The 24,793-nt window shown below is 63.6% G+C and carries 27 protein-coding genes and 4 tRNA genes; 17 read left to right on the top strand and 14 right to left on the bottom strand.

The features are described from left to right. The first annotated feature begins 352 nt into the window (after positions 1-352). Positions 353-634: a DUF4148 domain-containing protein gene (locus B3446_RS02730; RefSeq protein WP_291377234.1), complete on the top strand. Its 282-nt coding sequence runs from the start codon at positions 353-355 to the stop codon at positions 632-634. A 134-nt stretch (positions 635-768) separates the two neighbouring features. Here the strand turns inward: B3446_RS02730 and dnaJ are convergent, their stop codons facing one another. The 7 genes from dnaJ to hrcA form a co-directional block, all read right to left on the bottom strand. Beyond that, positions 769-1,899 (bottom strand): molecular chaperone DnaJ, encoded by a 1,131-nt coding sequence (gene dnaJ, locus B3446_RS02725; protein WP_175123159.1) that lies wholly within the window; start codon positions 1,897-1,899, stop codon positions 769-771. Between the two features lie 109 nt (positions 1,900-2,008). Continuing rightward, positions 2,009-3,934: a molecular chaperone DnaK gene (gene dnaK / locus B3446_RS02720; protein ID WP_175123160.1), complete on the bottom strand. Its 1,926-nt coding sequence runs from the start codon at positions 3,932-3,934 to the stop codon at positions 2,009-2,011. A gap of 84 nt (positions 3,935-4,018) precedes the next feature. Continuing rightward, a complete protein-coding gene (locus B3446_RS02715) occupies positions 4,019-4,423 on the bottom strand; it encodes a thioredoxin family protein (RefSeq protein WP_175123161.1) in 405 nt (134 codons plus the stop codon). A 14-nt stretch (positions 4,424-4,437) separates the two neighbouring features. Next, positions 4,438-4,995, bottom strand: a complete 558-nt coding sequence (grpE, locus tag B3446_RS02710) for a nucleotide exchange factor GrpE (RefSeq protein ID WP_175123162.1) — start codon at positions 4,993-4,995, stop codon at positions 4,438-4,440. Between the two features lie 126 nt (positions 4,996-5,121). Continuing rightward, positions 5,122-5,358 carry a hypothetical protein gene (locus B3446_RS02705; RefSeq protein WP_175123163.1) on the bottom strand — a complete coding sequence of 79 codons (237 nt, stop codon included), beginning with the start codon at positions 5,356-5,358 and terminating at the stop codon, positions 5,122-5,124. After that, entirely contained in the window at positions 5,348-6,463 is a 1,116-nt protein-coding gene (gene hemH, locus B3446_RS02700) for a ferrochelatase (RefSeq protein WP_291377233.1), read from the bottom strand. The genes B3446_RS02705 and hemH overlap by 11 nt, the downstream gene beginning before the upstream one ends. Before the next feature lie 45 nt (positions 6,464-6,508). Beyond that, a complete protein-coding gene (gene hrcA / locus B3446_RS02695) occupies positions 6,509-7,513 on the bottom strand; it encodes a heat-inducible transcriptional repressor HrcA (protein WP_056568743.1) in 1,005 nt (334 codons plus the stop codon). 141 nt (positions 7,514-7,654) lie between these two features. On the opposite strand from hrcA, the gene B3446_RS02690 reads away from it, so the two are divergent. Then, complete coding sequence (locus B3446_RS02690; protein WP_191577707.1) at positions 7,655-8,554, top strand: NAD kinase; 900 nt, start codon at positions 7,655-7,657, stop codon at positions 8,552-8,554. 13 nt (positions 8,555-8,567) lie between these two features. Beyond that, positions 8,568-10,229: a DNA repair protein RecN gene (gene recN / locus B3446_RS02685; protein WP_291377232.1), complete on the top strand. Its 1,662-nt coding sequence runs from the start codon at positions 8,568-8,570 to the stop codon at positions 10,227-10,229. A 146-nt stretch (positions 10,230-10,375) separates the two neighbouring features. Here recN and fur read toward each other — a convergent pair whose 3' ends face one another. After that, a complete protein-coding gene (gene fur, locus B3446_RS02680; protein WP_056321269.1) occupies positions 10,376-10,795 on the bottom strand; it encodes a ferric iron uptake transcriptional regulator in 420 nt (139 codons plus the stop codon). Positions 10,796-10,949: 154 nt separating this feature from the next. Here fur and B3446_RS02675 point away from each other — a divergent pair, with 154 nt between their 5' ends. Both B3446_RS02675 and dapB read left to right on the top strand, forming a co-directional pair. Continuing rightward, on the top strand, positions 10,950-11,486 hold the full coding sequence (locus B3446_RS02675; protein WP_291377231.1) for an outer membrane protein assembly factor BamE: 537 nt from the start codon (positions 10,950-10,952) through the stop codon (positions 11,484-11,486). 15 nt (positions 11,487-11,501) lie between these two features. Next, positions 11,502-12,293, top strand: coding sequence for a 4-hydroxy-tetrahydrodipicolinate reductase (gene dapB / locus B3446_RS02670; RefSeq protein WP_291377230.1), 792 nt, complete (start codon positions 11,502-11,504; stop codon positions 12,291-12,293). Between the two features lie 111 nt (positions 12,294-12,404). Here dapB and murB read toward each other — a convergent pair whose 3' ends face one another. Further along, positions 12,405-13,445, bottom strand: a complete 1,041-nt coding sequence (gene murB, locus B3446_RS02665) for a UDP-N-acetylmuramate dehydrogenase (RefSeq protein WP_291377229.1) — start codon at positions 13,443-13,445, stop codon at positions 12,405-12,407. A 215-nt stretch (positions 13,446-13,660) separates the two neighbouring features. On the opposite strand from murB, the gene B3446_RS02660 reads away from it, so the two are divergent. The 6 genes from B3446_RS02660 to B3446_RS02635 all read left to right on the top strand — a co-directional run bounded on the left by B3446_RS02660 (position 13,661) and on the right by B3446_RS02635 (position 15,433). Further along, positions 13,661-13,736 (top strand) — tRNA-Gly (locus B3446_RS02660). A 222-nt stretch (positions 13,737-13,958) separates the two neighbouring features. Then, positions 13,959-14,034 (top strand) — tRNA-Gly (locus tag B3446_RS02655). Between the two features lie 156 nt (positions 14,035-14,190). Beyond that, positions 14,191-14,266, top strand: a tRNA-Gly gene (locus B3446_RS02650). 55 nt (positions 14,267-14,321) lie between these two features. Continuing rightward, positions 14,322-14,395: transfer RNA gene (locus B3446_RS02645), tRNA-Cys, on the top strand. 100 nt (positions 14,396-14,495) lie between these two features. Beyond that, positions 14,496-14,831, top strand: coding sequence for a hypothetical protein (locus tag B3446_RS02640; RefSeq protein WP_175123169.1), 336 nt, complete (start codon positions 14,496-14,498; stop codon positions 14,829-14,831). A gap of 2 nt (positions 14,832-14,833) precedes the next feature. Beyond that, positions 14,834-15,433: a DUF2946 family protein gene (locus B3446_RS02635; protein WP_291377228.1), complete on the top strand. Its 600-nt coding sequence runs from the start codon at positions 14,834-14,836 to the stop codon at positions 15,431-15,433. Between the two features lie 15 nt (positions 15,434-15,448). On the opposite strand, the gene B3446_RS02630 is transcribed toward B3446_RS02635, so the two are convergent. Both B3446_RS02630 and B3446_RS02625 read right to left on the bottom strand, forming a co-directional pair. After that, entirely contained in the window at positions 15,449-15,904 is a 456-nt protein-coding gene (locus B3446_RS02630) for a nuclear transport factor 2 family protein (protein WP_291377227.1), read from the bottom strand. A 118-nt stretch (positions 15,905-16,022) separates the two neighbouring features. Further along, positions 16,023-16,424, bottom strand: coding sequence for a DoxX family protein (locus B3446_RS02625; protein ID WP_191577714.1), 402 nt, complete (start codon positions 16,422-16,424; stop codon positions 16,023-16,025). A gap of 131 nt (positions 16,425-16,555) precedes the next feature. Between B3446_RS02625 and B3446_RS02620 the strand changes: the two genes are divergently transcribed. The 5 genes from B3446_RS02620 (at position 16,556) to B3446_RS02600 (ending at position 20,775) form a co-directional block, all read left to right on the top strand. Beyond that, positions 16,556-17,488, top strand: a complete 933-nt coding sequence (locus B3446_RS02620; RefSeq protein ID WP_224776865.1) for a LysR family transcriptional regulator — start codon at positions 16,556-16,558, stop codon at positions 17,486-17,488. Positions 17,489-17,498: 10 nt separating this feature from the next. Continuing rightward, on the top strand, positions 17,499-18,080 hold the full coding sequence (locus B3446_RS02615; protein ID WP_191577715.1) for an NUDIX hydrolase: 582 nt from the start codon (positions 17,499-17,501) through the stop codon (positions 18,078-18,080). Further along, positions 18,077-18,847, top strand: coding sequence for a leucyl/phenylalanyl-tRNA--protein transferase (gene aat, locus B3446_RS02610; protein WP_291377226.1), 771 nt, complete (start codon positions 18,077-18,079; stop codon positions 18,845-18,847). The genes B3446_RS02615 and aat overlap by 4 nt, the downstream gene beginning before the upstream one ends. Before the next feature lie 84 nt (positions 18,848-18,931). Further along, positions 18,932-19,669 carry an arginyltransferase gene (locus B3446_RS02605; protein ID WP_291377224.1) on the top strand — a complete coding sequence of 246 codons (738 nt, stop codon included), beginning with the start codon at positions 18,932-18,934 and terminating at the stop codon, positions 19,667-19,669. 62 nt (positions 19,670-19,731) lie between these two features. Next, the gene (locus B3446_RS02600) at positions 19,732-20,775 is read left to right on the top strand and encodes a quinone-dependent dihydroorotate dehydrogenase (protein ID WP_286894584.1); all 1,044 of its coding nucleotides are present in this window, start codon (positions 19,732-19,734) and stop codon (positions 20,773-20,775) included. Positions 20,776-20,903: 128 nt separating this feature from the next. Here B3446_RS02600 and phaP read toward each other — a convergent pair whose 3' ends face one another. Next, positions 20,904-21,482 (bottom strand): TIGR01841 family phasin, encoded by a 579-nt coding sequence (gene phaP / locus B3446_RS02595; RefSeq protein WP_105237564.1) that lies wholly within the window; start codon positions 21,480-21,482, stop codon positions 20,904-20,906. Between the two features lie 381 nt (positions 21,483-21,863). Here phaP and B3446_RS02590 point away from each other — a divergent pair, with 381 nt between their 5' ends. After that, positions 21,864-22,841, top strand: coding sequence for a tripartite tricarboxylate transporter substrate binding protein BugD (locus B3446_RS02590; protein WP_056568785.1), 978 nt, complete (start codon positions 21,864-21,866; stop codon positions 22,839-22,841). A 101-nt stretch (positions 22,842-22,942) separates the two neighbouring features. Here the strand turns inward: B3446_RS02590 and B3446_RS02585 are convergent, their stop codons facing one another. Further along, complete coding sequence (locus B3446_RS02585; protein ID WP_175123176.1) at positions 22,943-23,806, bottom strand: IclR family transcriptional regulator; 864 nt, start codon at positions 23,804-23,806, stop codon at positions 22,943-22,945. 147 nt (positions 23,807-23,953) lie between these two features. Beyond that, positions 23,954-24,769 carry a competence/damage-inducible protein A gene (locus B3446_RS02580; protein WP_175123177.1) on the bottom strand — a complete coding sequence of 272 codons (816 nt, stop codon included), beginning with the start codon at positions 24,767-24,769 and terminating at the stop codon, positions 23,954-23,956. Positions 24,770-24,793 lie beyond the last annotated feature (24 nt).

The raw sequence follows: 24,793 nt of genomic DNA, 5'->3' as shown, positions 1-24,793 counted from the left end.
TAGGCAGAAGTGGGCGTTGCGATGGTGGAGAGCCCCGGGGCAGAAGTGTGCGTTGCGCGTTGGTGGAGAGCTTATGGCAGCGCTGCGTTGCGCCCTATTGAAGCGCCTGGTGTAGCACCTGCATGCAGGCTGTGCATTGCATGCTGGCGAAAGCTTCCTGGACTGCGTATTCCCGCAGTTGCGTAATTTTTAGAAGCCCTTCGATATCTCGCCAATTTGGAAGGTGGTTTCATGCCGTTCGGGTTCCTGCCGGGATTTGGCGTGCTGCATCTGGCCATCGAGATCATCAGATGGATCACGACGATGGGCCGCCGGACTCGGTTTCACTTAAAGCAATCTGGAGGTCTCACTCATGAAAATCCTGGCCACGACGCTGTTTGTTTACCTGGCCCTGGCGGGCGCCGGCGCGCACGCAGCTGGCGTTGAACAATCCAAGTCCCGTTCCCAGGTGGCGGCCGAGCTGCAGGAAGCCAAGGTCAGCGGCCAATACACTTTCGGCGAGCAGGACTACCCGGCGGCACAGCCTCGCACCTCCAACCTGACCGAGCAGGACGTGCGCGTCCAGCTTGAGCACGCCAAGGCCAACGGCGAGTACACGTTCGCCGAACTCGACTACCCGCCGAGCGCCCGCTAAGGGGCTCGCGGTTCTGCGTGATTCCGCAGCACCGTCCCTGTCGCGCCAAGCATTGTTGGCGAGCAAACAAAAAAAGCCGCGACTTTCGTCGCGGCTTTTTGCGCTGAGCGGCAGCGCGATCAGCTGAAGACTGATCAGCTGAAGAATTCCTTGACGCGGTCCGTCCAGGATTTGCTTTGCGGCGAGTGGCGATCGCCACCGTCGTTAAGCGAAGCCTCGAACTGGCGCAGGATGTTCTTTTGGTCGTCGCTCAGGCGCACGGGCGTTTCCACTACGACGTGGCAGTACAGGTCGCCCGGGTAGCTGCCGCGCACGCCGCGAATGCCTTTACCGCGCAAGCGGAAGGTTTTGCCGGATTGCGTGCCTTCGGGGATGGAGATCTCGGCCTTGCCGCCCAGCGTGGGAACCTGGAGTTCGCCACCCAATGCCGCGGTGGTGAACGGGATGGTCAGTTCGCAGTGCAGGTCGTCGCCGTCGCGCTGGAAGATCTTGTGCTGCTTGATGTGGATTTCCACATACAGGTCGCCGGGAGGACCGCCGTTGATGCCGGGTTCGCCATTGCCGCTGGAGCGGATGCGCATGCCGTCGTCGATGCCGGCCGGAATCTTGACTTGGAGGGTCTTGTTGCGGCGAATGCGGCCGACGCCGTCGCAGGCCTGGCAGGGGTCGGTGATTTCCTTGCCGTTGCCGTGGCAGGTGGGGCAGGTCTGCTGGACGCTGAAGAAGCCTTGCTGCATACGCACGGCGCCCGAGCCGCCGCAGGTGCGGCAGGTCTTGGGCGAGGTGCCGGGCTTGGCGCCGGAGCCGTGGCAGGTGTCGCAGTTTTCCCAGCTGGGCACGCGGATTTCGGTGTCGAAACCGGCGGCCGCTTGTTCCAGGGTGATTTCCAGGGCGTACTTGAGGTCGGCGCCGCGGTAGACCTGGGGTCCGCCGCCGCGACGGCCGCCGCCGGCGCCGCCGAAGATCTCGCCGAAGATGTCGCCGAACGCGTCGGCGAAACCGCCGCCCATGCCCGCGCCGCCCATGCCGGCGGCGTTGGGGTCAACACCTGCATGACCGTAGCGGTCGTACGCGGCGCGCTTTTGGTCATCGCCCAGGACCTCGTAGGCTTCCTTGGCTTCCTTGAACTTCTCTTCGGCTTCTTTGCTGTCCGGATTGCGGTCCGGATGGTATTTCATGGCCAGCTTTCGATAGGCCTTCTTGAGATCGTCGTCCGAGGCGTTTTTTGCCACGCCCAGGATTTCGTAATAGTCGCGTTTTGCCATGATCCGTGGGCTCGAAACCGAGCCTTCTTTTCAGTGCTACAGAATGAGTACGCCCGGTAGGCGGATTTCTCCGGCTACCGGGCGGCAGAGGCAGGTCAGTGCCCGGCCATTATTGGTCGCGCTTGACTTCCTTGAAGTCGGCGTCGACGACGTTGTCGTCCACCGGCTTCGCGTTGTCGGCCGCTTGCTGCTGGCCGGCGGCTTGCTGTGCCTGCATGTCGGCGTACATCTTTTCGCCCAGCTTCTGCGAAGCCGTCGACAGGGCTTCGACCTTGGCGTCGATGGCGGCCTTGTCGCCTTCCTTCAGCGTTTCTTCCAGGTCCTTGATGGCGGCCTCGATGCTTTCCTTCTCGGCAGCTTCGAGCTTGTCGCCGTACTCGGTCAACGACTTGCGGGTGGCATGCACCAGCGCGTCGGCCTGGTTACGCGACTGAGCCAGTTCGGCGACGCGGTGATCTTCCTCGGCGTTGGCCTCGGCATCCTTGACCATCCGCTGGATCTCGTCTTCCGACAGACCCGAGTTGGCCTTGATGGTGATCTTGTTTTCCTTGCCGGTGCCCTTGTCCTTGGCGGACACGTGCAGAATGCCGTTGGCGTCGATGTCGAACGTGACTTCGATCTGCGGCATGCCGCGCGGCGACGGCGGGATCCCTTCAAGGTTGAACTCGCCCAGGGCCTTGTTGCCCGCAGCGATTTCGCGCTCGCCCTGGAAGACCTTGATCGTCACGGCCGGCTGGTTGTCGTCGGCCGTCGAGAACGTCTGCGAGAACCGGGTCGGGATCGTGGTGTTCTTCTGGATCATCTTGGTCATGACGCCACCCAGGGTTTCGATACCCAGGGACAGCGGCGTGACGTCCAGCAGCAGCACGTCCTTGCGGTCGCCCGACAGCACGGAGCCCTGGATGGCGGCGCCAGCAGCGACGGCTTCATCGGGGTTCACGTCCTTGCGCGGATCCTTGCCGAAGAATTCCTTCACCTTTTCTTGGACCTTGGGCATGCGGGTCATACCGCCGACCAGGATCACGTCGTCGATGTCGGAAACCTTCACGCCGGCGTCCTTGATGGCGACGCGGCAGGGTTCGATCGTGCGTTCGATCAGTTCTTCAACCAGCGCTTCCAGCTTGGCGCGCGTGATCTTCAGGTTCAGGTGCTTGGGACCGGAGGCATCGGCCGTGATGTACGGCAGGTTGATTTCGGTCTGCTGCGCGGACGACAGTTCGATCTTGGCCTTTTCGGCAGCTTCCTTCAGGCGTTGCAGCGCCAGGACGTCCTTGGACAGATCAACGCCTTGTTCCTTCTTGAACTCGGCAATGATGTAGTCAATGATGCGCTGGTCGAAGTCTTCGCCGCCCAGGAAGGTGTCGCCGTTGGTCGACAGCACTTCGAACTGCTTTTCGCCGTCCACATCGGCGATTTCGATGATGGACACGTCGAACGTGCCGCCGCCCAGGTCATAGACGGCGATCTTGCGGTCGCCCTTTTCGGTCTTGTCCAGGCCGAACGCCAGCGCCGCAGCGGTGGGTTCGTTGATGATGCGCTTGACTTCCAGGCCCGCGATGCGGCCGGCGTCCTTGGTGGCCTGACGCTGGCTGTCGTTGAAGTAGGCGGGCACGGTGATGACGGCCTCGGTCACTTCTTCGCCCAGGTAGTCCTCGGCGGTTTTCTTCATCTTGCGCAGCACGTCGGCCGACACTTGGGGAGGCGCCATCTTCTTGCCGCGCACTTCAACCCAGGCGTCGCCGTTGTCGGCTTTGACAATGGCGTAGGGCATCAGGTTGATGTCCTTTTGCACGGCTTTTTCTTCGAACTTGCGGCCGATCAGGCGCTTCACTGCGTACAGCGTGTTGCGCGGGTTGGTCACGGCCTGACGTTTGGCAGGCGCGCCGACCAGGGTCTCGCCGTCATCCATGTAGGCAACGATGGAGGGAGTGGTGCGAGCACCTTCCGCGTTTTCGATGATCTTGACCTGCCCGCCGTCCATGACAGCCACGCAGCTGTTGGTCGTTCCCAGGTCAATGCCAATAATCTTGCTCATGGTGGGTTACCTTGATTATTAAATCTATGAAAATTTGGGGAAAACTGCTTGTCTCCCCGTAACTGGGGCTGCCCGTGGGGTTTTTCAAGACGCCGGGCTGGAAATTTCCGGGTCCGGGTCCTGCAGGCGCTGGATTGCCGCAGTGAACTGGGGCAATCCGGGCCAGCCGGTGATGCGCCCAAGGCGCTTGCCGGACCGGTACAGCACAAAAGTGGGGACGCCATGCAACGAAAACCGGCGGCCCAGCGGCTCATCCGCGTAGACATCGGCTTCGAACCACGTCAGGCCAAGCCCCAGCAGCGTTTCCTGGTGCAGCAGCGCCGCCTGCTTGAACAGGTTGCAGTTGTAGCAATCCTGGCCCCACAGGAAGACGCAGCGCAGGTCCGCGCCGGGCGCTTGCACCACGGCCGCGTCAAATCCCGCGGTGTCGACATGGCGCATGCCGAACACCTGGAATACCTGGGCCGGGTCGAAGCGCGGGTCGGTCATGGCGGAAAGGCGGTTCAGCCCTGGCCGGCCGAGACGACCACGAGCGCGGGGCGCAGGGTGCGGTCGGCGATCACATAGCCTTTCTGCAGCAGTTGCACCACCGTGTTGGCGGGCTGCTCATGCGGAATGGACGAAATGGCCTGGTGCTGGTGCGGATCGAACTTGTCGCCCTGCGCCGGTGCAATTTCCTTGAGCAGGTTGCGCTCGAAGGCGGCGGCCAGCTGCTTGAGGGTGACTTCGACGCCTTCGCGCAGGGTTTCGACCGTCTGATCGGGCTGGGCCAGGGCAGCTTCCAGGCTGTCCTTGACCGGAACCAGGCTTTCGGCAAACGATTCGATGCCGAACTTGCGCGCCTTGGACACTTCTTCCTGAGCGCGGCGGCGCACGTTCTCGGCTTCGGCTTGCACACGCAGAAGCTGGTCGTGCTGCTCGTTGACGGTAGCCTGGGCGGCGTCCAGCTGGGCGCGCAACTCGTTCAGCTCGGCCTGCGCGGCGTCCTGGGCGGCGGGTGCCGCATCGGCGTTCTGGCCGACTTCGGGCGCCTGGTCAGCAGGCTCGTGGGGTGCCGTCATGGGGAATCCTCCAAAAAGAATGGCTTTCGGAGACATGAATGGGGGCCAATACCCCTAATTCAAGCCCGGGTAAGCGAAATATTCCCCAGGGCCCGGCGCCGCGGCCGGGCGCCCGGCGGCAGTTTCCTACTTTTTGCTTGGCTGCGCGGGAGCGACGGGGTCGCTGGCGGGGAAGCTTTCCTTCAGTGCGCGGTCCACCCGCTTGTCGTCCGCGTCTGGATCCGACGGGATCGCGACCGGATCGCTGGCCGGGAAGGTGTCGGCCAGGGCCTCGTCCAGGTCGTGTTCGACGCGATCTTCGTCGACGGGAGTGCTGACTTTGCCCTTCTTGACCGATTCGCCAGTCTTCGGGTCATGGTGCATGCGCCTTCTCCTTCAAGTCCGTGGTGTCTGGAACCCACCCCTGCAAGTATCGTTCCACCAGCGCCGACAACCCCGCGATCCAGGCCGGGTCGTCGTTGATGGCAGGAATGTATCGGAACTGCTTGCCACCGGCCTCGAGAAAGGCATCGCGGCATTCCAGGCTGATTTCTTCCAGGGTTTCGAGACAGTCTGCCACAAATCCCGGACACACTACATCGACCTCGGTGACCCCCGATGCGGCTAGTGCCTTGAGGGTCGGCTCAGTGTAGGGCTCCAGCCAGCGGGCGGTGCCGAACCGGCTCTGGAAGGTCACTTCGATCTGGTCGCGGGGCAGCGAAAGGCGCTGGGCCAGAAGCCGGGCCGTTTCCATGCAGTCGCGGTAGTAAGGGTCGCCCAGTTCGATGGAGTAGCGCGGCAGGCCATGAAAGCTCATGACCAGCTTCTGAGGCTTGCCGTGTTCGCTCCAGTACCGCTCGATGCGCGCGGCGAGCGGGTCCAGGTAGGCGGGGTCGTCGTGGAACCGCTTGATGAAGCGCATTTCCGGCTGATCGCGCAGCTTGCCCATGTAGCGGGTAACCGCGTCGACTACGGTGGCGGTGGTGCTGGCGGCGTATTGCGGATACAGCGGCACGGTCAGGATGCGCTCGCAGCCCTGCTTGCGCAGGTTGGAGATGGCGCGCGGGATGGAGGGATTGCCATAGCGCATGCCCAGCTCGACTGCGGCATCCACCCCGGCCGCCTGCAGGGCGGCGCGCACGCCGTCGGTCTGCCGCTGGCTGTAGACCATCAGGGGCGAACCTTCCTTCATCCAGATGCCGCCATAGCGGGGCTCGAGCCGCTTGGGGCGGCGCACGAGCACGATGCCGTGCAGGATAGGCTTCCAGAGGTAGCGCGGGATCTCGATGACGCGGGGGTCTGACAGGAATTCGCCCAGGTACTTGCGGATGTCCTTGGCCGTCGGCGTGTCGGGCGTGCCCAGGTTCACCAGCAGCACGCCGACCTTGCCGGGCACGCGCGGCGGCGGATCTTCATTGAAGGGGTCTTCTTGCTCGGGTTCAGGAAGGTAGCGCTCAGGCCAGAGATACTTGAACAGGCGAAGAAACACAAAAACTCCCCTTCCTCCGCAAGGAGGATGTAGCTTTGAATGGAACTACTGGTTGTGGCTGAGGGCGTTGGACAGCAGGCGCGCCGTGATGTCCACGATAGGTATGACGCGCTCGTAGGCCATGCGGGTCGGACCGATGACGCCCAGCGTGCCCACCACCTTGCCATCCACGCCGTACGGCGCGGTGATGACGGAAACGTCTTCCAGGGGCACCAGTTGCGAATCGCCACCGATGTAGATCTGCACGCCCTGCGCCCGGCTGGAGACATCCAGCAATTGCAGCAGGTCGGTCTTTTTCTCGAACAACGAAAACATCTTGCGCAGCCGGTCCATGTCGGACGCGATGTCGGTCACGTCCAGCAGCTTGCGCTCGCCGGAAATGACGACGGCGTCGCCGTCCTCGGCGGCTTCGGCACTGGCCTCGACGGCGGCCTGCATGAGGCGCGAGATGTCTTCGCGCAACTGGGCCAGCTCGGTCGAGAGCGTCTGCCGCACGGCATTGAACGACTTGCCGGCGAAGTGCATGTTGAAGAAGTTGCCGGCTTCCAGGAGTTCGGATTCGGCATAATCCCGCTGGACGAAGAGAATGCGGTTCTGGACGTCGCCATCGGGCGTCACGATGATCAACAGGACGCGCTTGTCGGACAGGCGGATGAATTCGATCTGGCGGAACACCTGGGCCCGCTTGGGCGTGAGCACCACGCCCGCGAATTGCGTCAGATTCGACAGCAACGCGGCGGCCGCATTGACGGCGCGGGTGGGTTCGGCGGCAGAGAGCATTTCGCCCATGTTGTGCGGCTGAAGCTGATACGACTGTACCGCCAGCAGCGAATCGACGAACATGCGGTACCCGCGCGGCGTGGGCACACGGCCGGCGGAGGTATGCGGACTGTGGATCAGCCCCAGCTCTTCCAGGTCCGCCATCACGTTGCGGATGGTGGCCGGGGACAAGTCGAAGACTTTAGATAGCGTCCGCGAGCCGACTGGCTGCCCATCGGCGATGTAGCGTTCTATCAACGCTTTCAGTAATGCGCGTGCGCGGTCATCCATAGCGGCTATTTTAGGGAATCTTTTTCGGTTGGGGCGATTTTTGTCCCGCAACCCGATATACGGCCCCATATAATCGGCTAATCGGCCCATTCTGGGTACATTCAGCTTTACGGTTTTGCCCTTTTTCATTTGTACGCAGCCATGCACTTTCCCACCGTCGCCCTGATCGGCAGATACCAGGACACCGGCCTGGACACACCGCTGAGAGCCCTTGCGCACGCGCTGACGCAAGCGGGTCGGCGTGTGTTGATCGACGCGGACACGGCGCGCAATACCGGGCTGACCGAATACCCCATCGCCACGCTCGAGGAAATCGGCAAGACCGCCTCGCTGGCCGTGGTCATGGGCGGCGACGGCACCGTGCTGGGCGCCAGCCGCCATCTCGCGCCCTACAACATGCCGCTGGTCGGCATCAACCACGGGCGCCTGGGCTTCATTACCGACATCGCCTTGCAGGACGCGCACGCAGCGCTTGCCCGGGTGCTCGAGGGCAGCTTCCAGATCGAAGACCGCATGCTGCTCGAAGGCAGCGTATGGCGCGGCGATCAAAAAATGTACTCCGCCTCGGCCCTGAACGACGTGGTCCTGAACCGCGCGGGCCGTGGCGGCATGATTGAGGTCCGGGTCGAACTGGACGGCGCCTTCATGTACACCCAGCGTGCCGACGGCCTGATCATCGCCACGCCCACCGGGTCCACCGCCTATGCGCTGTCGGCCAACGGCCCCATTCTGCATCCGGGCATGAACGCCATGGTGCTGGTGCCGGTGGCGCCGCAAACGCTGTCGAACCGCCCCATCGTCATCCCGGATACCGGTGTGCTCAACATGACGCTCACCGCCATGGGCCGCGTCGAAGTCGGCGCCAGCGTGCATTTCGACATGCAGACCTGGTCCGACCTGCAACCGGGCGACCGCATCGTCGTGCAGCGCGCCCCCTACACCATCCGATTCGTGCATCCCGAAGGCTACAGCTTCTTCTCCACCCTGCGCCGCAAGCTGCACTGGAACCTGATGCCCGAAGCCTCCGACAACGTAGAGTAGTTAGCGCCCCCTCATGCTGCGCACCCTGCACATCCGCGACTTCGTCATCGTCGAACAGACCGAGATCCATTTCGGTCCGGGCTTCACCGTATTTTCCGGCGAAACCGGCGCCGGAAAATCCATCCTGGTCGATGCGCTGGCCCTCACCCTTGGCGAGCGCGGCGACGCCAGCATGCTGCGCGAAGGCGCGACCCGCGCCGACATCACCGCCGTGTTCGACACGCCCAAGTCCCTGCACGCATGGCTGGCCGAACGCGAAATCGACGCCGACGACGAACTCTCGCTGCGGCGCGTCATCGATGCGCAAGGCCGCAGCCGCGCTTACATCAACGGTACGCCGGCCACCGTGGCGCAACTGCGCGAACTCGGCGACAGCCTGGTCGACATCCACGGCCAGCACGCGCACCAAAGCCTGATGCGGCCCGATGCCCAGCGCGACCTGCTGGACGCGCACGGCGGCCATGGCGATCTGCGTCAGGCGGTCGGTCAGGCATGGAAGCAATGGCGCGCGCTGGCGCGCCAATTGGAATCCGCTGAAAAAGACGCTGAAAGCCTCGCGACAGAACGCGAAAGCCTGCAATGGCGGGTCAATGAGCTCGACCAGCTCAACCTCGGGCCGGACGAGTGGGAAGCCCTGCAATCCGAGCACACGCGCCTGTCGCATTCGCAATCGTTACTGGACGGGGCCTCGCAGATCCTTGAAACCCTGGACGGCGAAGGCGACTCCGCGCATCACCGCGTAACCGCCGCAAACCAGCGCCTGCAGCAGATGCTGCGGCACGATCCGGGCCTGAAAGGCGTCCATGACGAACTGGAATCGGCCCGCATCGCCATCAGCGAAGCCGTGTCCGACCTGAACAACTATGTCAGCCGGGTCGAACTTGATCCGAAGCGGCTTGCAGACGTGGAAGCACGTCTTGGGCTGGTGTTCGAGACCGCCCGCAAGTTCCGCACCGAACCCGATGCGTTGTGCGAATTGCGGGAATCCCTGCATGCAGAGCTGGCGGCCCTGCAGGCCGCTGGCGACATCGACGCGCTGCGCGTCCAAGCGGCCGCGGCGCAGTCGCAATACGACGCGGCCGCCGCCAAGCTCACGACCGCGCGCCGCAAGGTTGCCAAGGATCTGGGCAAGCAGGTCACCCAGGCCATGCAGACGCTCGCCATGCAGGGCGGCCGCTTCGAACCGGCGCTTGCGCCGTCCGCGCCCTCCGCGCACGGCAGCGAACAGGTCGAATTCCTGGTCGCCGGCCACGCCGGCACGACTCCACGGCCGCTGGCCAAGGTCGCGTCGGGCGGCGAACTGTCCCGCATCTCGCTTGCGCTCTCCGTTATCGCCAGCCGCGCGGCGCGCGTCCCCACGTTGATCTTCGACGAAGTCGACAGCGGCGTGGGCGGCGCTGTCGCCGAATCCGTCGGCAAGCTGCTGCGCGAGCTGGGTGAACGCCATCAGGTGCTGTGCGTCACCCACCTGCCCCAGGTTGCTGCCTGCGCCAACAACCAGTTCCTGGTCAGCAAGGCCGAATCGCGCGGCACGACCCGCTCCAGCATCGAACCGCTGGACGCCTCGGCCCGCGTCGAGGAAATCGCGCGCATGCTGGGCGGCATGAGGCTCACCGCCACCACCCGCGAACACGCGCGCGAAATGCTGGAAGGCTTCGGGCAGACGACATCCTGAGTGTGGTGCCGCAAGAGCGGCATTCATTAATTAAAGCGCAACAGCACAATGCAAAAAGCCCCTTCAACTTGAAGGGGCTTTATTTTTCGGCGCACCCGCCGGACTGGCCGGTCGCTAGCCTGCCGCGCCGGGCTTAACGACCCGGCTTAACGACCTTTGAGGCAGCTACCGCAGATGCCGTACAGCACCATCGCGTGGCTTTCCAGTGCGAAGGCGTTGTCCTTGGCGATCTTCTGCTGGCGCTTTTCGATCTCGGGATCCGAGAACTCGACAACCTTGCCGCAATTGGTGCAGATCAGGTGGTCGTGGTGATCGCCGTCGTTCAGCTCGAAAACGGCCTTGCCGCTGTCGAACTGGCTGCGCGCCAGAATGCCGGCCTGCTCGAACTGGGTCAGCACGCGGTAGACGGTAGCCAGGCCGATCTCGACGTTTTCGCCGATGAGGGCGCGGTATACGTCTTCGGCGCTCAGGTGCCGCTCACCCGATTTGCGGAAAATATCAAGAATTTTCAGGCGAGGAAAAGTCGCCTTCAAACCCATGTTTTTCAGTTCGCTTTGGTCGCTCATGGTGTAATCGCTCTCCGTCCGCGTTGGCATGGGCAAGGACTGGGGTCACCGCAAGCCGGCTCGCCGAATTCATGCCGCCTCGCGGAACTATCCTGATGAAACCTTTATGATAACGGTTTTGCTTGCTTCCAAATAATAGGGGCGCGTAGTGTCCATGTTTGCACGTATTCCCTCCCGCTCTCTGAAGACCGGTTTGGCCGTCGCCGCCCTGGCCGTCGCCTTGGCGGGCTGCACCTCAAACAAATGGGGCTTCCCTTACAAAGCTCCGGTCCAGCAGGGTAACTGGATCACGCAGGAACAGGTAGCACTGCTCCAGCCCGGCATGACGCGCGAACAAGTCCGCTTCGCGCTCGGCAGCCCCACGCTCACCAGCGTGCTGCACGCCAACCGCTGGGACTACCCGTATTACTTCAAGCCCGGTTACGGCACCTCGCAAGAGCGCAAGTTCACCGTCTGGTTTGAAAACGACCGCCTCGTGCGCTGGGAAGGCGACAAGCAGCCTGATCTGCAGCCCTACCAGATCAACACGCCGGATGCCGTTGCCGACGAAAAGGCCGACAAGCGTCTGAATCGGGACGAAGAGCGTATCAAGCAAGAGCAGGACGAACAGAAGCGCGACGCCGATGCGCCCGTCAGCCCGCTCAACCAATACCCAGGCCAGCCGGGCAACGCGCCCGAGCCGCTGCTTTAATCCGAAGGACTTTTTATGCGTATTGCTATCGCCGGCGCCAACGGCCGCATGGGCCAGATACTGATCGAGGCCATTCTCAAGGCCGACGGCCTGGAGCTGGCTGTTGCGCTGGACGTTCCGGGCTCCGCTTCGCTGGGCCGCGATGCCGGCGCCCAGCTGGGCAAGCAGACGGGCGTGGCCATCACGGACGATCTGGACGCCCTTGCCGGCGCCGATTGCCTGATCGACTTCACCCGCCCGGAAGGCACGCTCAAGCACCTGGAAGCCTGCGTCAAGCACGGCGTGAAGGCCGTCATCGGCACCACCGGTTTTGACGACAATGGCCGCGCCGCAATCGAAGTCGCCGCGCAAAAAACGGCCATCGTGTTCGCTCCGAACATGAGCGTGGGCGTCAACGCCACGCTCAAGCTGCTGGACATGGCGGCCCGCATCCTGAACGCCGGCTATGACGTCGAAGTGTTCGAAGCGCACCATCGCAACAAGGTCGACGCGCCTTCGGGCACCGCGCTGAAGATGGGCGAAACGATTGCGTCCGCGTGGGACGTCGCCCTGCCCGACGTCGCCACCTGGAGCCGCCACGGCGACACCGGCGTGCGCAAACCCGGCACCATCGGCTTTTCGGTGCTGCGCGGCGGCGACATCGTTGGCGACCACACCGTGTCGTTCTGCGGCATCGGCGAGCGCATCGAAATCACGCACCGCTCGTCCAGCCGGGCCACCTACGCGGAAGGCGCACTGCGCGCTGCGCGTTTCCTGGAAGGCAAGACCAACGGTCTCTACGACATGCAGTCCGTGCTGGGCCTCTGATCCGGATCACGGCGCTAAAAAACAAAGGACCCCTCGGGGTCCTTTTTCATGCCCTGCTATTGCCGTTGTTTTGGCGCGGCCGGCCAGGCGCGGCCGGCTAGGCGCGGCCGGTCACACCACGACGGGTTCCGGCTCCAGCCGCACACCATAACGGTCAGCCACGGCATCCTGCACCGCTCGGGCGAGGCCCATGATGTCCGCGGCCGTGGCGCCGCCTCGATTGATCAGCACGAGCGCCTGGCGATCATGCACGCCCGCGGCGCCCAACGCCTTGCCCTTCCAGCCGCACTGATCGATCAACCAGCCGGCAGCCAGCTTGTAGCGGCCATCGCGCTGCGCATACGACACCAGACCCGGAAAGCGCGCCGCCAGCGCGTCACGCTGCGCAGCCGGCACGATCGGATTCTTGAAGAAGCTGCCCGCATTGCCTGTGACGGCGGGGTCCGGCAGCTTGGCGCGCCGGATCTCGCAGACCGCCTCGAACACGTCGCGCGCGCTGGGCGCTTCTGCCAGCCGCGCATGACGTTGCAGATCGGGATATTCCAGCACGGGCCGCCAGGGGCGCGGCAACGCAAAACGCACGCTTACGATGATCCAGCGGCCAGGTTCATCATGTTTGAACGTGCTGTCGCGGTATGAAAACCTGCAATCGGCCGCGCGCATTTCCACGAAGCGTGCCTCGCGCACGTCCCAGGCCGTCAGACTGTGGAACCGTTCCTGCAGCTCGACGCCGTAAGCGCCGATGTTCTGCACCGGCGAAGCGCCGACGGTACCGGGGATCAACGCCAGGTTCTCCAGGCCGTCCCATCCCTGCGCCACGCATGCCGCTACGAATCCGTGCCAGCTCTCGCCCCCCGCAGCTTCGACGATCCATGCGTCCGGCCGCGCCTCCACAAGACGCACGCCCTCGAACGCCACGCGCGCGACCAAGCCCGGCACGCGCTCGGGCAACACCACATTGCTGCCGCCGCCCAACACCAGCAGCGACGGCGCCGCTTGCGCGAGCGCCGACAAGGCCGCCAATTGCGCCGGATCCCGCAGCGCGACGAAGGCGTCGGCCCGGGACGCGAGTCCCAGCGTGTTCAGCCGAGTAAGGTCCTGCACGGCCGGAGACAACGAATCGGACTCGGGTCCGGCGAAGGAATTTGACATGGGTGCTACGTGGTGTGCTATAGTTTCTGTCTTCGCTCAGTTTACTTGATTGAGTGCTTGACCCGATTTGAAGTTCGAATCGAAACGGCCACGGCGCAGCCACAGCGGCTCAGGACAAGCTCAAAAAATCGTGCTAGACTGCGCGCCTTCTGATCGATAACCAAGTTGATCAGAGTGAATAAGAAAAGCGGTTCTGAGCAGTTTGCGGAACCAATGCGGGAGTAGCTCAGTTGGTAGAGCGCAACCTTGCCAAGGTTGAGGTCGCGAGTTCGAGACTCGTCTCCCGCTCCAGATTTTGATGTGCAGCTTTTTCAAAGCTGCAGATCTTTGAAAGCAAGGGCCGAAAGGCCCTTTTTTCATGCCTGAAGCCAGTTCGTGCAGCACATGCGGGCCTGCTTGATGGATGAAAAAATTAATGTATACTCTCGCCTCGCTGATTGGACAGCTGCCAGATTCTTGAAGATTCATCTTGAAGAATCAAGCGCACAGCCAGCGACGAGGGTATTAGCAAATGCGGGAGTAGCTCAGTTGGTAGAGCGCAACCTTGCCAAGGTTGAGGTCGCGAGTTCGAGACTCGTCTCCCGCTCCAGATTTCGGTCTGCCGTGCAAAGACCCTTAAAAGTATGTACAATCGCTGTCTTTGGTGAACAGCCCTGATACCAAAACAGGCATTCATCAAAACAAGCGAAAGCTTGTAGCTTTGTAGTAATAAGTAGTACCCCAGTAGTACCCCAGCAGTACCCCCGCGGGAGTAGCTCAGTTGGTAGAGCGCAACCTTGCCAAGGTTGAGGTCGCGAGTTCGAGACTCGTCTCCCGCTCCAAATACAAAGAGGAAGCATCGGCCAACACCGCGCTTCCTTTTTTCTTGCAAGTGCTGGCGCAATGGCAGAGTGGTTATGCAGCGGATTGCAAATCCGTGTACGTCGGTTCGATTCCGGCTTGCGCCTCCAGCATCTTTCCCCTTCCCCCCAGCATCTCGTTACCCATCCCTACGCCCGGTCAGCCGGATGATTGTTATGGTGACCCCGTTTTCATTTGAACGATGAGTCCATGCACAACATCCCGGTATCGCAACCGCGCCGCTTTACTGCCCGCCCCGCTTTCCTGAGCCTGTCCGCCGCCGCGCTGATCGCACTTGCGCCGCTGGCCGCCGAGGCGCATGACAAGCACCATCACCACCGCCACAAGGGCGGCGAGTACAAGGAAAAGTATTGGGATGGCGCCTGCAAGGTCGAGCGCAAATGGAAGCGCAACGGCGACTACAGCGAAAAGCGCAAATGCCGTGACGACTATGCTTACGGCTACGCGCCGCAACCCGTGGCGGTGCCCGTGATGCCGGTGCAACCTGGCATCGTCATCTCGCCCACGATCGTCATCCGCCCCTGACCATGGATCAATCGGTAAAGGACGCCCTCGCCCGCTGGCCGAATGTGCCGGCCGTCTACGGATGGCTGTCGCTGGATGCGCGCGGCCGCTGGCGCCTTCATCCGCAAGGCCAGGCCAATGATGGCGGGCCGGGCGAGCCGATCACCAATACGCAGATCCTGGAATTCATCAGCCGCAATTACGAACGCGACGATGACGGCCGCTGGTTTTTCCAGAACGGCCCGCAGCGGGTGTTCGTGCGTCTGGACGCAGCGCCCTTTGTGTTGCGCCTTGCCGATGACAATCGCGGCCTCATCACGCACACGGACGCGTCCGTCGACGCAGTCAGCGCGTGGTGGCTGGATGATGAAGGCCGGCTCTACGCGTCGACACCGATGGGCGCCGGCATCGTGCTGGACCGCGATCTGCAGCCGCTGCTGGAGATGATGCGGACGCAAGCTGGTGCTCCGCTGTTGGACGCGCTGGCCGAACTGGCGGCTAGCCATTCGATGACAGCCGTCTGGCCTGACGTATACGCGGCTGCGCCGCTGCACGCAATCGCGCAGGCGGACATCGCCGCGCGCCTCGGATTTGACCCCGCCCCGCACGCCCCCGCGGCCTGACGGGTCAGCGCAAACTCAGAACATCCCGTTGCTGTTGGCGGCCTTCTCGAGAATCGGTTGCACGGCATCCCAATGCTCGACGATCTTGCCGCCTTCAAGGCGAAAGATATCGATGATGGCGTTGCCGCGCGAACCTGGCTCCCGCACGGCGTGGACATGCAGGATGACGTAATCGCCATCCGTAAACACGCGCTTGATTTCGCTGTGCGAGGCTGGATACCTGTCGCGCAGGAATGCGATGAACTGCCGGAAACCTTCGGGGCCGTCGGCCGCGTTGGGATTGTGCTGCACATAGCGATTGCCCACGTACTTGAGCGCGGCGTCCGCGTCTTTCTGGTTCAAGCCTTTTTCATAGAACGCCAGGACGGCAGCCTTGTTGGCGGCTTCCTGTTCAGGACTAGCTTGCGCGGCGCAGGCCAGGACGGAAAACACCAGTGCGGCGAACGCGCGTATGAAAACAGGCCGTGACATATCGACTCCAGATAAAAAAAGGCGAAGCCATTCTATGGCCCCGCCCTCGCCCGGGCCACGTCCGGCCCGGTAAACAGTTTGATGCGCGCAGCGCGCAGTGGATTGACGCCGCTATGGCTCAGCCGCGGCCGCTTTTGACCAGCGCGAACTTGCCGTCGCCCAGCAGCGCCAGCACGGCAGCCGCGACCGTCAGGAAGATCGGATATTCCCAACCGCCGCCCGGGTTGCCGAAGCCCCAGCCATTGCCAAAATGGACCGTCGACGCCGCAAAGAGCTGAACCACGGCAATCGCAGCGACCCAGCGCGGCACCACGCCCAGGATCAGCAGGATGCCGCCGGCCACTTCGAAAAACGTAACAGGATAGGCCAGCCAGCTGGCAAAGCCGATCTTGGCGAAGAACTGGGCGGTGCCGGGCAGCGTGAACACCAGCAGCTTGGTCAGGCCATGGGCCAGGAACATCACGCCCAGCGCCACGCGCAAGAGCAGCGCGGCATACGGCGCGGTACGGGAATCAATCATTGCAATCATCCTTGTGCAGAAAAGCGAATCGCCCGGAGCAGGCAGATCTTCTTGGGCCGTATTCTTGCGATTCCAAAAACAAAGATAAACATGCAGAATTGCAAATTATTGTTCCCCGATAGGAAACAATCTTGGACACCCATACCGCCATGCAGACCTATGCCAAGGTCGTCGAACTGGGCTCATTCGCGGCGGCCGCCGACAAGATGGGCCAGGCGCGATCCGTGGTGACGCGGCAGATCGCCTATCTGGAACAGAAGTACGGCGTGCGCCTGCTTAATCGCACCACGCGCAAGCTCAGCATGACCGACGCCGGGCGTGCGTTTTACGAACGTGTCCGGCCCATCCTGGCCGAGGTCGCCGACCTGGAGCTGTCGCTGCAGGCGGAAGGCCAGCGGCCCAGCGGGCGGTTGCGCGTCAGCGCGCCCGTGTCCTTCGGCATCCTGCATCTGGGGCCGGCCATCGCCGAATACCTGCAGCGCTATCCGGACGTGGTGATCGACCTGGATCTGAACGACCGCGTGGTGGATCTGGTCGAGGACGGGTACGACGTCGCGGTGCGCATCGGCCCGCTGGTGGATTCGTCGCTGGTGGCCAGGCCGCTGGCGCCGCAGCAACTGCTGGTCTGTGCAGCGCCGTCGTACCTGAAGCGCCACGGCGCGCCGACCGTGCCTGAAGACCTGAAGCAGCATCGCTGCCTGCACTACGCCTACGCCAGCACCGGCAACGAATGGCATTTCGAGAAGGACGGCGTGACGCATCTGGTGCGCGTGAACGCGGCGTTGCGGGCCAATAACGGCGACGTGCTGCGCACCGCCGCACTGGCCGGCCACGGCATCATCCTGCAGCCGGAATTCCTGGTCGGGGATGACATACGCGCCGGACGTCTGACCGCGCTCTTGACCGGCTATGCCCATACGCCGATTTCCATGGTCGCCGTCTACCCGCATCGGCGCTTCCTGTCGCCCAAGGTGCGGTCATTCGTGGAACACCTGGAAGCGCGGTTCGGCAGCCCGGCGCCCACGCCGCCGGCCCGGCGCGCCACGACCCGCCGCAGCCGTTAGAATCGTACCCATGACCGCCAAATCGCCCCTCGAATACTTCCCCGCCCCGCGCCGTTCCCACTTTTGCAGCCAGTGCGGCTCTCCGGTAAACCGCCGCGTGCCGGAAGGCGATAACCGCGAGCGTGACATCTGTGATCACTGCGGGGCGATCCATTACCAGAATCCGCGGCTGGTCGTCGGGACCGTGCCCGTCTGGGAAAACCGCATCCTGCTCTGCCGCCGCGCGATCGAACCCCGCTACAACACGTGGACCCTGCCCGCCGGCTTCATGGAGCTCGGCGAGAGCACGGCGCAAGGCGCGGCGCGGGAGACGCTGGAAGAGTCAGGCGCCAAGATCCAATTAGGCGACATCTACACCATCATCGACGTCCCGCAGATCGAGCAGGTGCATGTGTTCTACCTGGCCCAGGCGGTCGGTCCGGAATTGGACCCCGGCCCGGAAAGCCTGGAAGCGCGCTGGTACGACGAAGCCGAAATTCCCTGGGACGACTTGGCCTTCCGCACCGTCGCCAGCACCCTGCGCCTGTTCTTCGAGGACCGCAAACGCGGCACCTTCGGCCCGCATCACTACACCCTAGAATCCCACCGTTGAAACTGCCCTGGCTCGCCGCCGACACCCCGTTTCCTCCTGCGGAATTCGCGCTGACGGATCCGGACGGCCTGCTGGCCGCAGGCGCGGACCTGTCGCCGGAACGTCTGACCCAGGCCTATTCCAACGGCATCTTTCCGTGGTACTCGGAAGGCGAGCCCGTGCTCTGGTGGAGTCCGAACCCGCGCATGGTGCTGCCCGTGAAGGACTTTGCACCGTCGCACTCGCTGCGCAAGCTGCTTCGCCAGATCGCCGCCCGGGAATTTGAAGCCATGCCCACCGTGCAGGTGCGGGTCGACACCGTGTTTGCGCAGGTCATGGCGGCCTGCGCCGCGCCGCGCGACGGCCAGCCGGGCACGTGGATCACCGCTGCCATGCAGGACGCCTACCGGCAGTGGCATGACGCCGGCGTCGTGCACAGCATCGAAACCTGGATCGACGGGGAATTGGCGGGCGGGCTGTACGGCATCAGCCTGGGACGCATGTTCTTCGGCGAATCCATGTTCACTCGCGTCCCGAACGCATCGAAGATCGCGCTCGCGCATCTGGTTCGCTACCTGGACGCGCAGGGCGTCGAATGGATCGACTGCCAGCAGCAGACGCGCCATCTGGCCAGCATGGGCGCTGCTCCCGTGCCGCGGGAACACTTTCTGCGTCATGTCCGGCAAGCCACCCAGCAGCCCGGCATTCGATGGTCACGCGGCCGGCTGGACACCCGCGGACAGCTGCATCCGGATACACCCGAGGGGACGGATTGCAGTCCGAGTTAAGCGTTAATATGGAGCCACTCCCGACCCGGGTTTGCCGCCTTCACGCGGGATATCCGATACGCCTGCTCCCATGAGCCAGCTCCAATGAGCCAGCTGAAAGAACTTCCCTTCTCCACGCTGCAGTTCTACGCCACCGCCCCCTACCCTTGCAGCTATCTGCCGGGTCGCCAGGCCCGGTCGCAGGTTGCCGCGCCCGGGCACTTGATCAACGCGGGCACATATTCCCAATTGGTGGAACAAGGCTTTCGCCGCAGCGGTCTCTTCACCTACCGCCCCCATTGCGACAACTGCCAGGCGTGCATTCCCGTGCGCGTGGATACGGCGGGCTTTGCCCCCAACCGCAGCCAGCGCCGCGCGTGGCGCGACCATCAACATCTGCAGTCGTTCGTGGCGGAGCTGGCGTGGTCGCCCGAGCACTACCGGCTCTATACCCGGTATCAGCAGGGTCGCCATCCGGGCGGCGGCATGGACGAGGACAGCCGCACACAATACGCGCAGTTCCTCCTGACCAGTCGCGTCAACACCCGGCTGGTCGAGTTCCGCAACGCCGAGGGTGTGCTGGTGATGGTCTCCATCATCGACGTGCTGGACGACGGCCTGTCCTCGGTCTACACGTTCTATGACCCGGACATCGCCGATGGCCTGGGCACGTACAGCATTCTCTGGCAGGTAGAACAGTGCCGCGCGCTGAACCTGCCGTGGCTCTATCTGGGCTACTGGATCGCGAACAGCCGCAAGATGTCCTACAAATCGGCCTTCCGTCCGGCGCAGTTCCTGGTCGACGGGGAATGGCGCGACAGTCCCGAGCGCCCGCCCGCCTGAATCTGTTGCGGCGTCGTTTGCAATCGACGGGGACGGAGCAAATCGCTCTACAATCCCGGCCCATGTCTATCCTCTTCCACGCCTATCCCCTGGCCCGCCCGGCGCTCTTCGCCATGGATGCGGAAACCGCCCACGAAGTCACCTTGTCGGGCCTGCAGCGCGCCTATGAATGCGGCGCCACGCGCAAGCTCATGCACGCGCAGCCCAAGGCGCCCTGCACGCTGATGGGGATGCAGCTGGCCAACCCGATCGGACTGGCCGCCGGCCTGGACAAGAACGGCGCCTACATCGACGCGCTGGGCAACCTGGGTTTCGGCTTCATCGAGGTCGGCACGGTCACGCCGCGCGCGCAGCCCGGCAACCCCAAGCCGCGCATGTTCCGCCTGCCGCGCGCCAATGCGCTGATCAACCGGCTGGGCTTCAACAATCAGGGGCTCGACGCCTTTCTTGCCAACGTGCAGCGCAGCACGTGGCGCAAGCAAGGCGGGATCCTGGGGCTGAACATCGGCAAGAACGCGGACACGCCCATCGAACGGGCCGCCGACGACTACCTGATCGGCCTGGACGGCGTGTACCCGCATGCCGACTACGTCACCGTGAATATCTCGTCGCCCAACACCAAGAACCTGCGTGCGCTGCAAAGCGGCGATGAGCTTTCTGCGCTGCTCGCGCAGCTGGCCGACAAGCGCCGCGCCCTGGAAGACCAGCACCAGCGCCGGGTCCCGATGGCGGTGAAGATCGCGCCGGACCTGTCACAGGAAGAAATCGACGCCATCGCCGAGATCCTTCCGCGCCACGGCATCGATGGCGTCATCGCCACCAACACCACGCTGTCGCGCGACGCGGTGAAGGGCCAGGCCCACTCGGAGGAGGCTGGCGGCCTGTCCGGCGCGCCCGTGCATCAACTGTCGCTGGCGGTGATCCGCCGCCTGAAGGAACGGCTGGGCAATAGCCTGGCCATCATCGGCGTGGGCGGCGTACTGTCCGGCCGGGAAGCCCGCGAGAAGATGGAAGCCGGCGCCGACGCGGTGCAGCTCTACACGGGCCTCATCTACCGCGGCCCCGGCCTGGTGGGCGAATGCGTGCGCGCCGTCGCGTCCCGCTGACAGCCAATAAAGACAAAAAACGCAGGCAAAAAAAGGGGCCACCCTGTGGGTGGCCCTAATTCCAGCTCTGCTCTGTCACTCAACAGTACTACATTACTGCGCTTCGCGCAGCACCGTGCGCCAAATACTTAGGCGCTGCGGCGGCTGCGGCCGGCAACCTTGGTCGCGGCGTCGGCGGCGTCCGTGGCAGCCTTGAAGGTCGCGTTGGCGGCGGCGTTCAGGTTCGACTCGGCGACTTCAGCGGCCTGCTTGGCAGCCTTGGTCATCGAATCGTAGGCGCTGGTCGCGGTGGCCAGCGAGGACTTGATCAGGGCGACGGCGCTTTCGGAACCGGTCGGGGCGTTCTTGGAGAACTGGTCGACGGCTTCGCTCAGCTGTTGCTGGCTTTCGGCGATCTGTTCTTCGGTCAGCTTGACCAGGCTGCCTTGCACGCCGGCAACGATGTCATACACGTGCTTGGTGTAGGCCAGGGCCTTTTCGGCGCCCGGTTGCAGCAGGCCCGTCGCGAACGCGGCGGCTTCCTGCGGATCCTTGACTTCAGCGGCTTGCTGCGACTTCTGGGCGACTTCGTCCAGGGTGGCCTTCACGACCTTCAGGTTCAGTTCGACCAGCTTTTCGAAGCCGGCGAAGACGGCGGTCTGGGCGGCCACGATGGTGTTGATGCTGGCCTTTTGACGGTCCAGAACTTGTTGCGGAATTGCGCTCATAGGATGCTCCTCTCAGGGTAGCCGGAGGCTGTCCGGCAGTAAGGATGGTTGTCTGCGACGAAATAAGAAACGTGCGCGGAAACTGGTACTACAAGCTACCGCCGGCCCGTTTGATGCACTGCACAATTGCCATTCTAGACTGGGTAAAAAACTTGTCAAGCAGTTTTTGTGCGGCGCAACAAGTGTTTGCACTTTAACGGTGCGCCCGCCTGCCGGGGCTTGATTCTGCTCAACGAATTCCCGGAACTCGGGAAATACCGGACATGACGCGGTATCAATTCTTTTCTACACTGTTTTCACGCTGATGACAGACAAATACCAATGATATGTCAGCGAAAGATAACTAATCGCAGCAAGCAAAACCCTGCAATCGGAGACCTCATGACTTTCATTCCCCGCACGCTTTCGGCCCTGCTCGCGGCCGGTGCCCTGTTCGCGGCCGGCGCCGCGCACGCGGAATATCCGGAACGCCCCATCAACATGGTGGTGCCGTTCGCGGCAGGCGGCCCGACGGACAACGTCGCCCGCTCCCTTGCGGAAGCCATGCGGCCGAGCCTGGGCCAGACGGTCGTCGTTGAAAACAAGGGCGGCGCCGGCGGCACCATCGGCACCACTCAGGTCGCCCGCGCCCAGCCGGACGGCTATTCCATCCTGTTGATGCACGCCGGTTTCTCGACCGCCCCGTCGCTGTACAAGAATCCGGGGTATGACCCCTTCACGAGCTTTGAGCCGGTGGGCCTGGTGGTCGACGTGCCCATGACCATCGTCGCCCGCTCGGACTTCCCGCCCAACACCATCGCCGAACTGGCCGACTACGTCAAAAAGAACAAAGACAAGGTCTCGCTCGCCAACGCGGGCATCGGCGCCGCCAGCCACCTGTGCGGCACGATGCTGGTGGAAGCCCTGGGCGTGCAACTGCTGACCATCCCGTACAAGGGCACCGCGCCCGCCATGAACGACCTGCTGGGCAAGCAGGTCGATCTGATGTGCGACCAGACCACCAACACCACGCAGCAGATCGAAGGCGGCAAGGTGAAGGCCTACGCCGTGACCAGCCTGAAGCGCGTTCCCACGCTGCCCAAGCTGCCGACCATGGACGAGTCCGGCTACAAGGGCTTTGAAGTGGGCATCTGGCATGGCATGTGGGTGCCGAAGGGCACGCCCAAGCCTGTCGTGGACAAGCTGGTCAAGAGCCTGCAGGCCGGTCTGGCCGATCCCAAGTTCCAGGAGCGCATGAAGCAACTCGGCGCCACCGTGCTGACCTCGGAAGCCAACCCCGACGCCCTGACCGCCAAGGTCAAGCAGCAGGTCCCGCAGTGGGCCGAGCTGTTCAAGAAGGCCGGCATCGAGAAGCAATAAGCCCGCTTCAAGAGGCCGCCCGCTTCGGCGGCGCCTCTTGCAGCAACGGCCCCAAAAAAAAGCCCCCTCACGGGGGCTTTCTTTTTTGGCGAGCGCCGCAGCTACGGCCGCATGGCTTCGGCCGCCAGACCCAATCCGTTGAAACCCGAGGACACGGAGGGTTCGTAGCCCAGCGCTTCGGAAATGCTGGCGGCAGTTTCGACCAGCGCCTTGATCCAGTCGTCCTGCAGCCGTTCGGCCGGCGCCGAGATCGACAGCCCCGCCACCAGCTTGCCGGTGTCGTCAAAGATGCCGGCGGCGATGCAGCGTACGCCCAACTCCAGCTCTTCGTTATCGCGGGCGTAGCCGTGCCGGCGCACCAGGGCCAGTTCGCGTTCCAGTTTGTCCAGATCGGTCAGGCTGTTGCGCGTATGGCCGGCCAGCCCCGTGCGCAGCGCGTAGGCGCGCACCTGGCGGGTGTCGCCGGTGGAAAGAAACAGTTTGCCGGTGGACGTCAGGTGCAGCGGTGCGCGGCCGCCGATGGCCCGCACCACCTGCATGCCGGAGCGTTCGCTCCAGGCGCGGTCGATGTAGACGATCTCGTCGCCCTGCTGGACAGATAGATTGATGGTCTGCCCCGTCAGCTTGTGCAGCGACCGCATGGCGGGAATGGCCGCCTCGCGCACGTTCAAACGGCCCTTGACCAGCGATCCCAGCTCCAGCAGGCGCATGCCCAGCTGATACAACCCGTTGTCGACCCGCTCGACATAGCGGCCGACCACGAGGTCGTTCAGGATGCGGTGGGCGGTGGAGGCGTGCAGGCCGGTGGTGGCCGACAGCTCTTTGAGCGTGACCGGATCCGGTTGCGCGGCCAGGGCGTCGAGTAGACGCATCGCGCGTTCGATGACCTGAATGGCGATCGGATGGGCGGAAGCGCCTTCGGTTTCGGCGTCCAGCGGATTGCGAGGAGTGGGAAGACGGGCCATGGAATTTTGGGCTGGCGCCGCCACGCAAGACACGCGTTGCGGCAATGCAGCAAACAGTTCTTATCCCGTATTGTGAAATTTACCGGCCGGTTTGGCAAATGGTATTTGAGCAGGCGGCGCCACCGGCGGTCCCTGCCAGCATGGAAATCAGGCCGCCGCCGGGGGCGCCAGCTTGCCGCCCAGGCGCAGGACTTCGGCGCGCAAAAATTCCAGTGCCGCAGCGGCTGCCTCGGGTTCGCCCTTCACGCCCAGCTCAATGTGAGGTGTGCCGCCCGCCTCGCCGACGCTGGGCAGACTGAACGCGCGGACGTCAGGCCAACGACTTTCCACAGCAACCATCGACGGCGTGATGCGCGATTCGGGCATGCTGAAAACCAGGAAGGAATGCTCGACGTGGGCGCGAATATGCTGCAGCGCACGATAACGGGTATCCAGCGTCCATTCCAGCATTGGCCACGCCATGACGGGAAAGCCCGGCACGAAGGTGTGATCCTTGATGAAGAAGCCCGGGATCCGGTTGTAGGGATTGGGGACGATCTCGCAGCCTTCGGGGAACATGCCCATCTGCAGCCGCTGCTGGTTTTCCGGCGCGCTCATGTCGGCGGTGCCCTGCCCCTTTTCCGCCATTTCGCGCGTGCGCAATGCGATGGCCTCCTCGGCTTCGGGATGCAGTGCCAGCGGCAGGCCAAGCGCAGCGGCCGCGGCTTGGCGGGTATGGTCGTCGGGCGTGCCGCCGATGCCGCCACACGACAACACGACGTCGCCACTGGCGAAGCTGCGCTTGTAGGCGTCGACCAGACGGTCGCGCTCGTCAGGCAGGAATTCGGCCCAGCTCAGGTGCATGCCGCGCGCGCCCAGCATTTCGACGATCTTGGAAAAATGCTTGTCCTGGCGCCGTCCCGACAGGATTTCATCGCCAACGATGATGAGGCCGATACGGCGGGCGGTGGGTTCTGCAGCCATGTCCGATTCCATTGATAAGAGAAG

Source organism: Achromobacter sp. UBA5777 (assembly GCF_002418565.1).
In the GTDB taxonomy this organism is placed as follows: domain Bacteria; phylum Pseudomonadota; class Gammaproteobacteria; order Burkholderiales; family Burkholderiaceae_B; genus Achromobacter; species Achromobacter animicus.
This window is presented reverse-complemented; position numbering and strand designations above follow the sequence as displayed.

Bases quoted from the DNA above. Each gene is read 5' to 3' on its own strand.
- B3446_RS02730 (WP_291377234.1), top strand. From the start codon at position 353: ATGAAAATCCTGGCCACGACGCTGTTTGTTTACCTGGCCCTGGCGGGC.
- dnaJ (WP_175123159.1), bottom strand. From the start codon at position 1,899: ATGGCAAAACGCGACTATTACGAAATCCTGGGCGTGGCAAAAAACGCC.
- dnaK (WP_175123160.1), bottom strand. From the start codon at position 3,934: ATGAGCAAGATTATTGGCATTGACCTGGGAACGACCAACAGCTGCGTG.
- B3446_RS02715 (WP_175123161.1), bottom strand. From the start codon at position 4,423: ATGACCGACCCGCGCTTCGACCCGGCCCAGGTATTCCAGGTGTTCGGC.
- grpE (WP_175123162.1), bottom strand. From the start codon at position 4,995: ATGACGGCACCCCACGAGCCTGCTGACCAGGCGCCCGAAGTCGGCCAG.
- B3446_RS02705 (WP_175123163.1), bottom strand. From the start codon at position 5,358: ATGCACCATGACCCGAAGACTGGCGAATCGGTCAAGAAGGGCAAAGTC.
- hrcA (WP_056568743.1), bottom strand. From the start codon at position 7,513: ATGGATGACCGCGCACGCGCATTACTGAAAGCGTTGATAGAACGCTAC.
- B3446_RS02690 (WP_191577707.1), top strand. From the start codon at position 7,655: ATGCACTTTCCCACCGTCGCCCTGATCGGCAGATACCAGGACACCGGC.
- recN (WP_291377232.1), top strand. From the start codon at position 8,568: ATGCTGCGCACCCTGCACATCCGCGACTTCGTCATCGTCGAACAGACC.
- fur (WP_056321269.1), bottom strand. From the start codon at position 10,795: ATGAGCGACCAAAGCGAACTGAAAAACATGGGTTTGAAGGCGACTTTT.
- B3446_RS02675 (WP_291377231.1), top strand. From the start codon at position 10,950: ATGTTTGCACGTATTCCCTCCCGCTCTCTGAAGACCGGTTTGGCCGTC.
- dapB (WP_291377230.1), top strand. From the start codon at position 11,502: ATGCGTATTGCTATCGCCGGCGCCAACGGCCGCATGGGCCAGATACTG.
- murB (WP_291377229.1), bottom strand. From the start codon at position 13,445: ATGTCAAATTCCTTCGCCGGACCCGAGTCCGATTCGTTGTCTCCGGCC.
- B3446_RS02640 (WP_175123169.1), top strand. From the start codon at position 14,496: ATGCACAACATCCCGGTATCGCAACCGCGCCGCTTTACTGCCCGCCCC.
- B3446_RS02635 (WP_291377228.1), top strand. From the start codon at position 14,834: ATGGATCAATCGGTAAAGGACGCCCTCGCCCGCTGGCCGAATGTGCCG.
- B3446_RS02630 (WP_291377227.1), bottom strand. From the start codon at position 15,904: ATGTCACGGCCTGTTTTCATACGCGCGTTCGCCGCACTGGTGTTTTCC.
- B3446_RS02625 (WP_191577714.1), bottom strand. From the start codon at position 16,424: ATGATTGATTCCCGTACCGCGCCGTATGCCGCGCTGCTCTTGCGCGTG.
- B3446_RS02615 (WP_191577715.1), top strand. From the start codon at position 17,499: ATGACCGCCAAATCGCCCCTCGAATACTTCCCCGCCCCGCGCCGTTCC.
- B3446_RS02605 (WP_291377224.1), top strand. From the start codon at position 18,932: ATGAGCCAGCTGAAAGAACTTCCCTTCTCCACGCTGCAGTTCTACGCC.
- B3446_RS02600 (WP_286894584.1), top strand. From the start codon at position 19,732: ATGTCTATCCTCTTCCACGCCTATCCCCTGGCCCGCCCGGCGCTCTTC.
- phaP (WP_105237564.1), bottom strand. From the start codon at position 21,482: ATGAGCGCAATTCCGCAACAAGTTCTGGACCGTCAAAAGGCCAGCATC.
- B3446_RS02590 (WP_056568785.1), top strand. From the start codon at position 21,864: ATGACTTTCATTCCCCGCACGCTTTCGGCCCTGCTCGCGGCCGGTGCC.
- B3446_RS02585 (WP_175123176.1), bottom strand. From the start codon at position 23,806: ATGGCCCGTCTTCCCACTCCTCGCAATCCGCTGGACGCCGAAACCGAA.
- B3446_RS02580 (WP_175123177.1), bottom strand. From the start codon at position 24,769: ATGGCTGCAGAACCCACCGCCCGCCGTATCGGCCTCATCATCGTTGGC.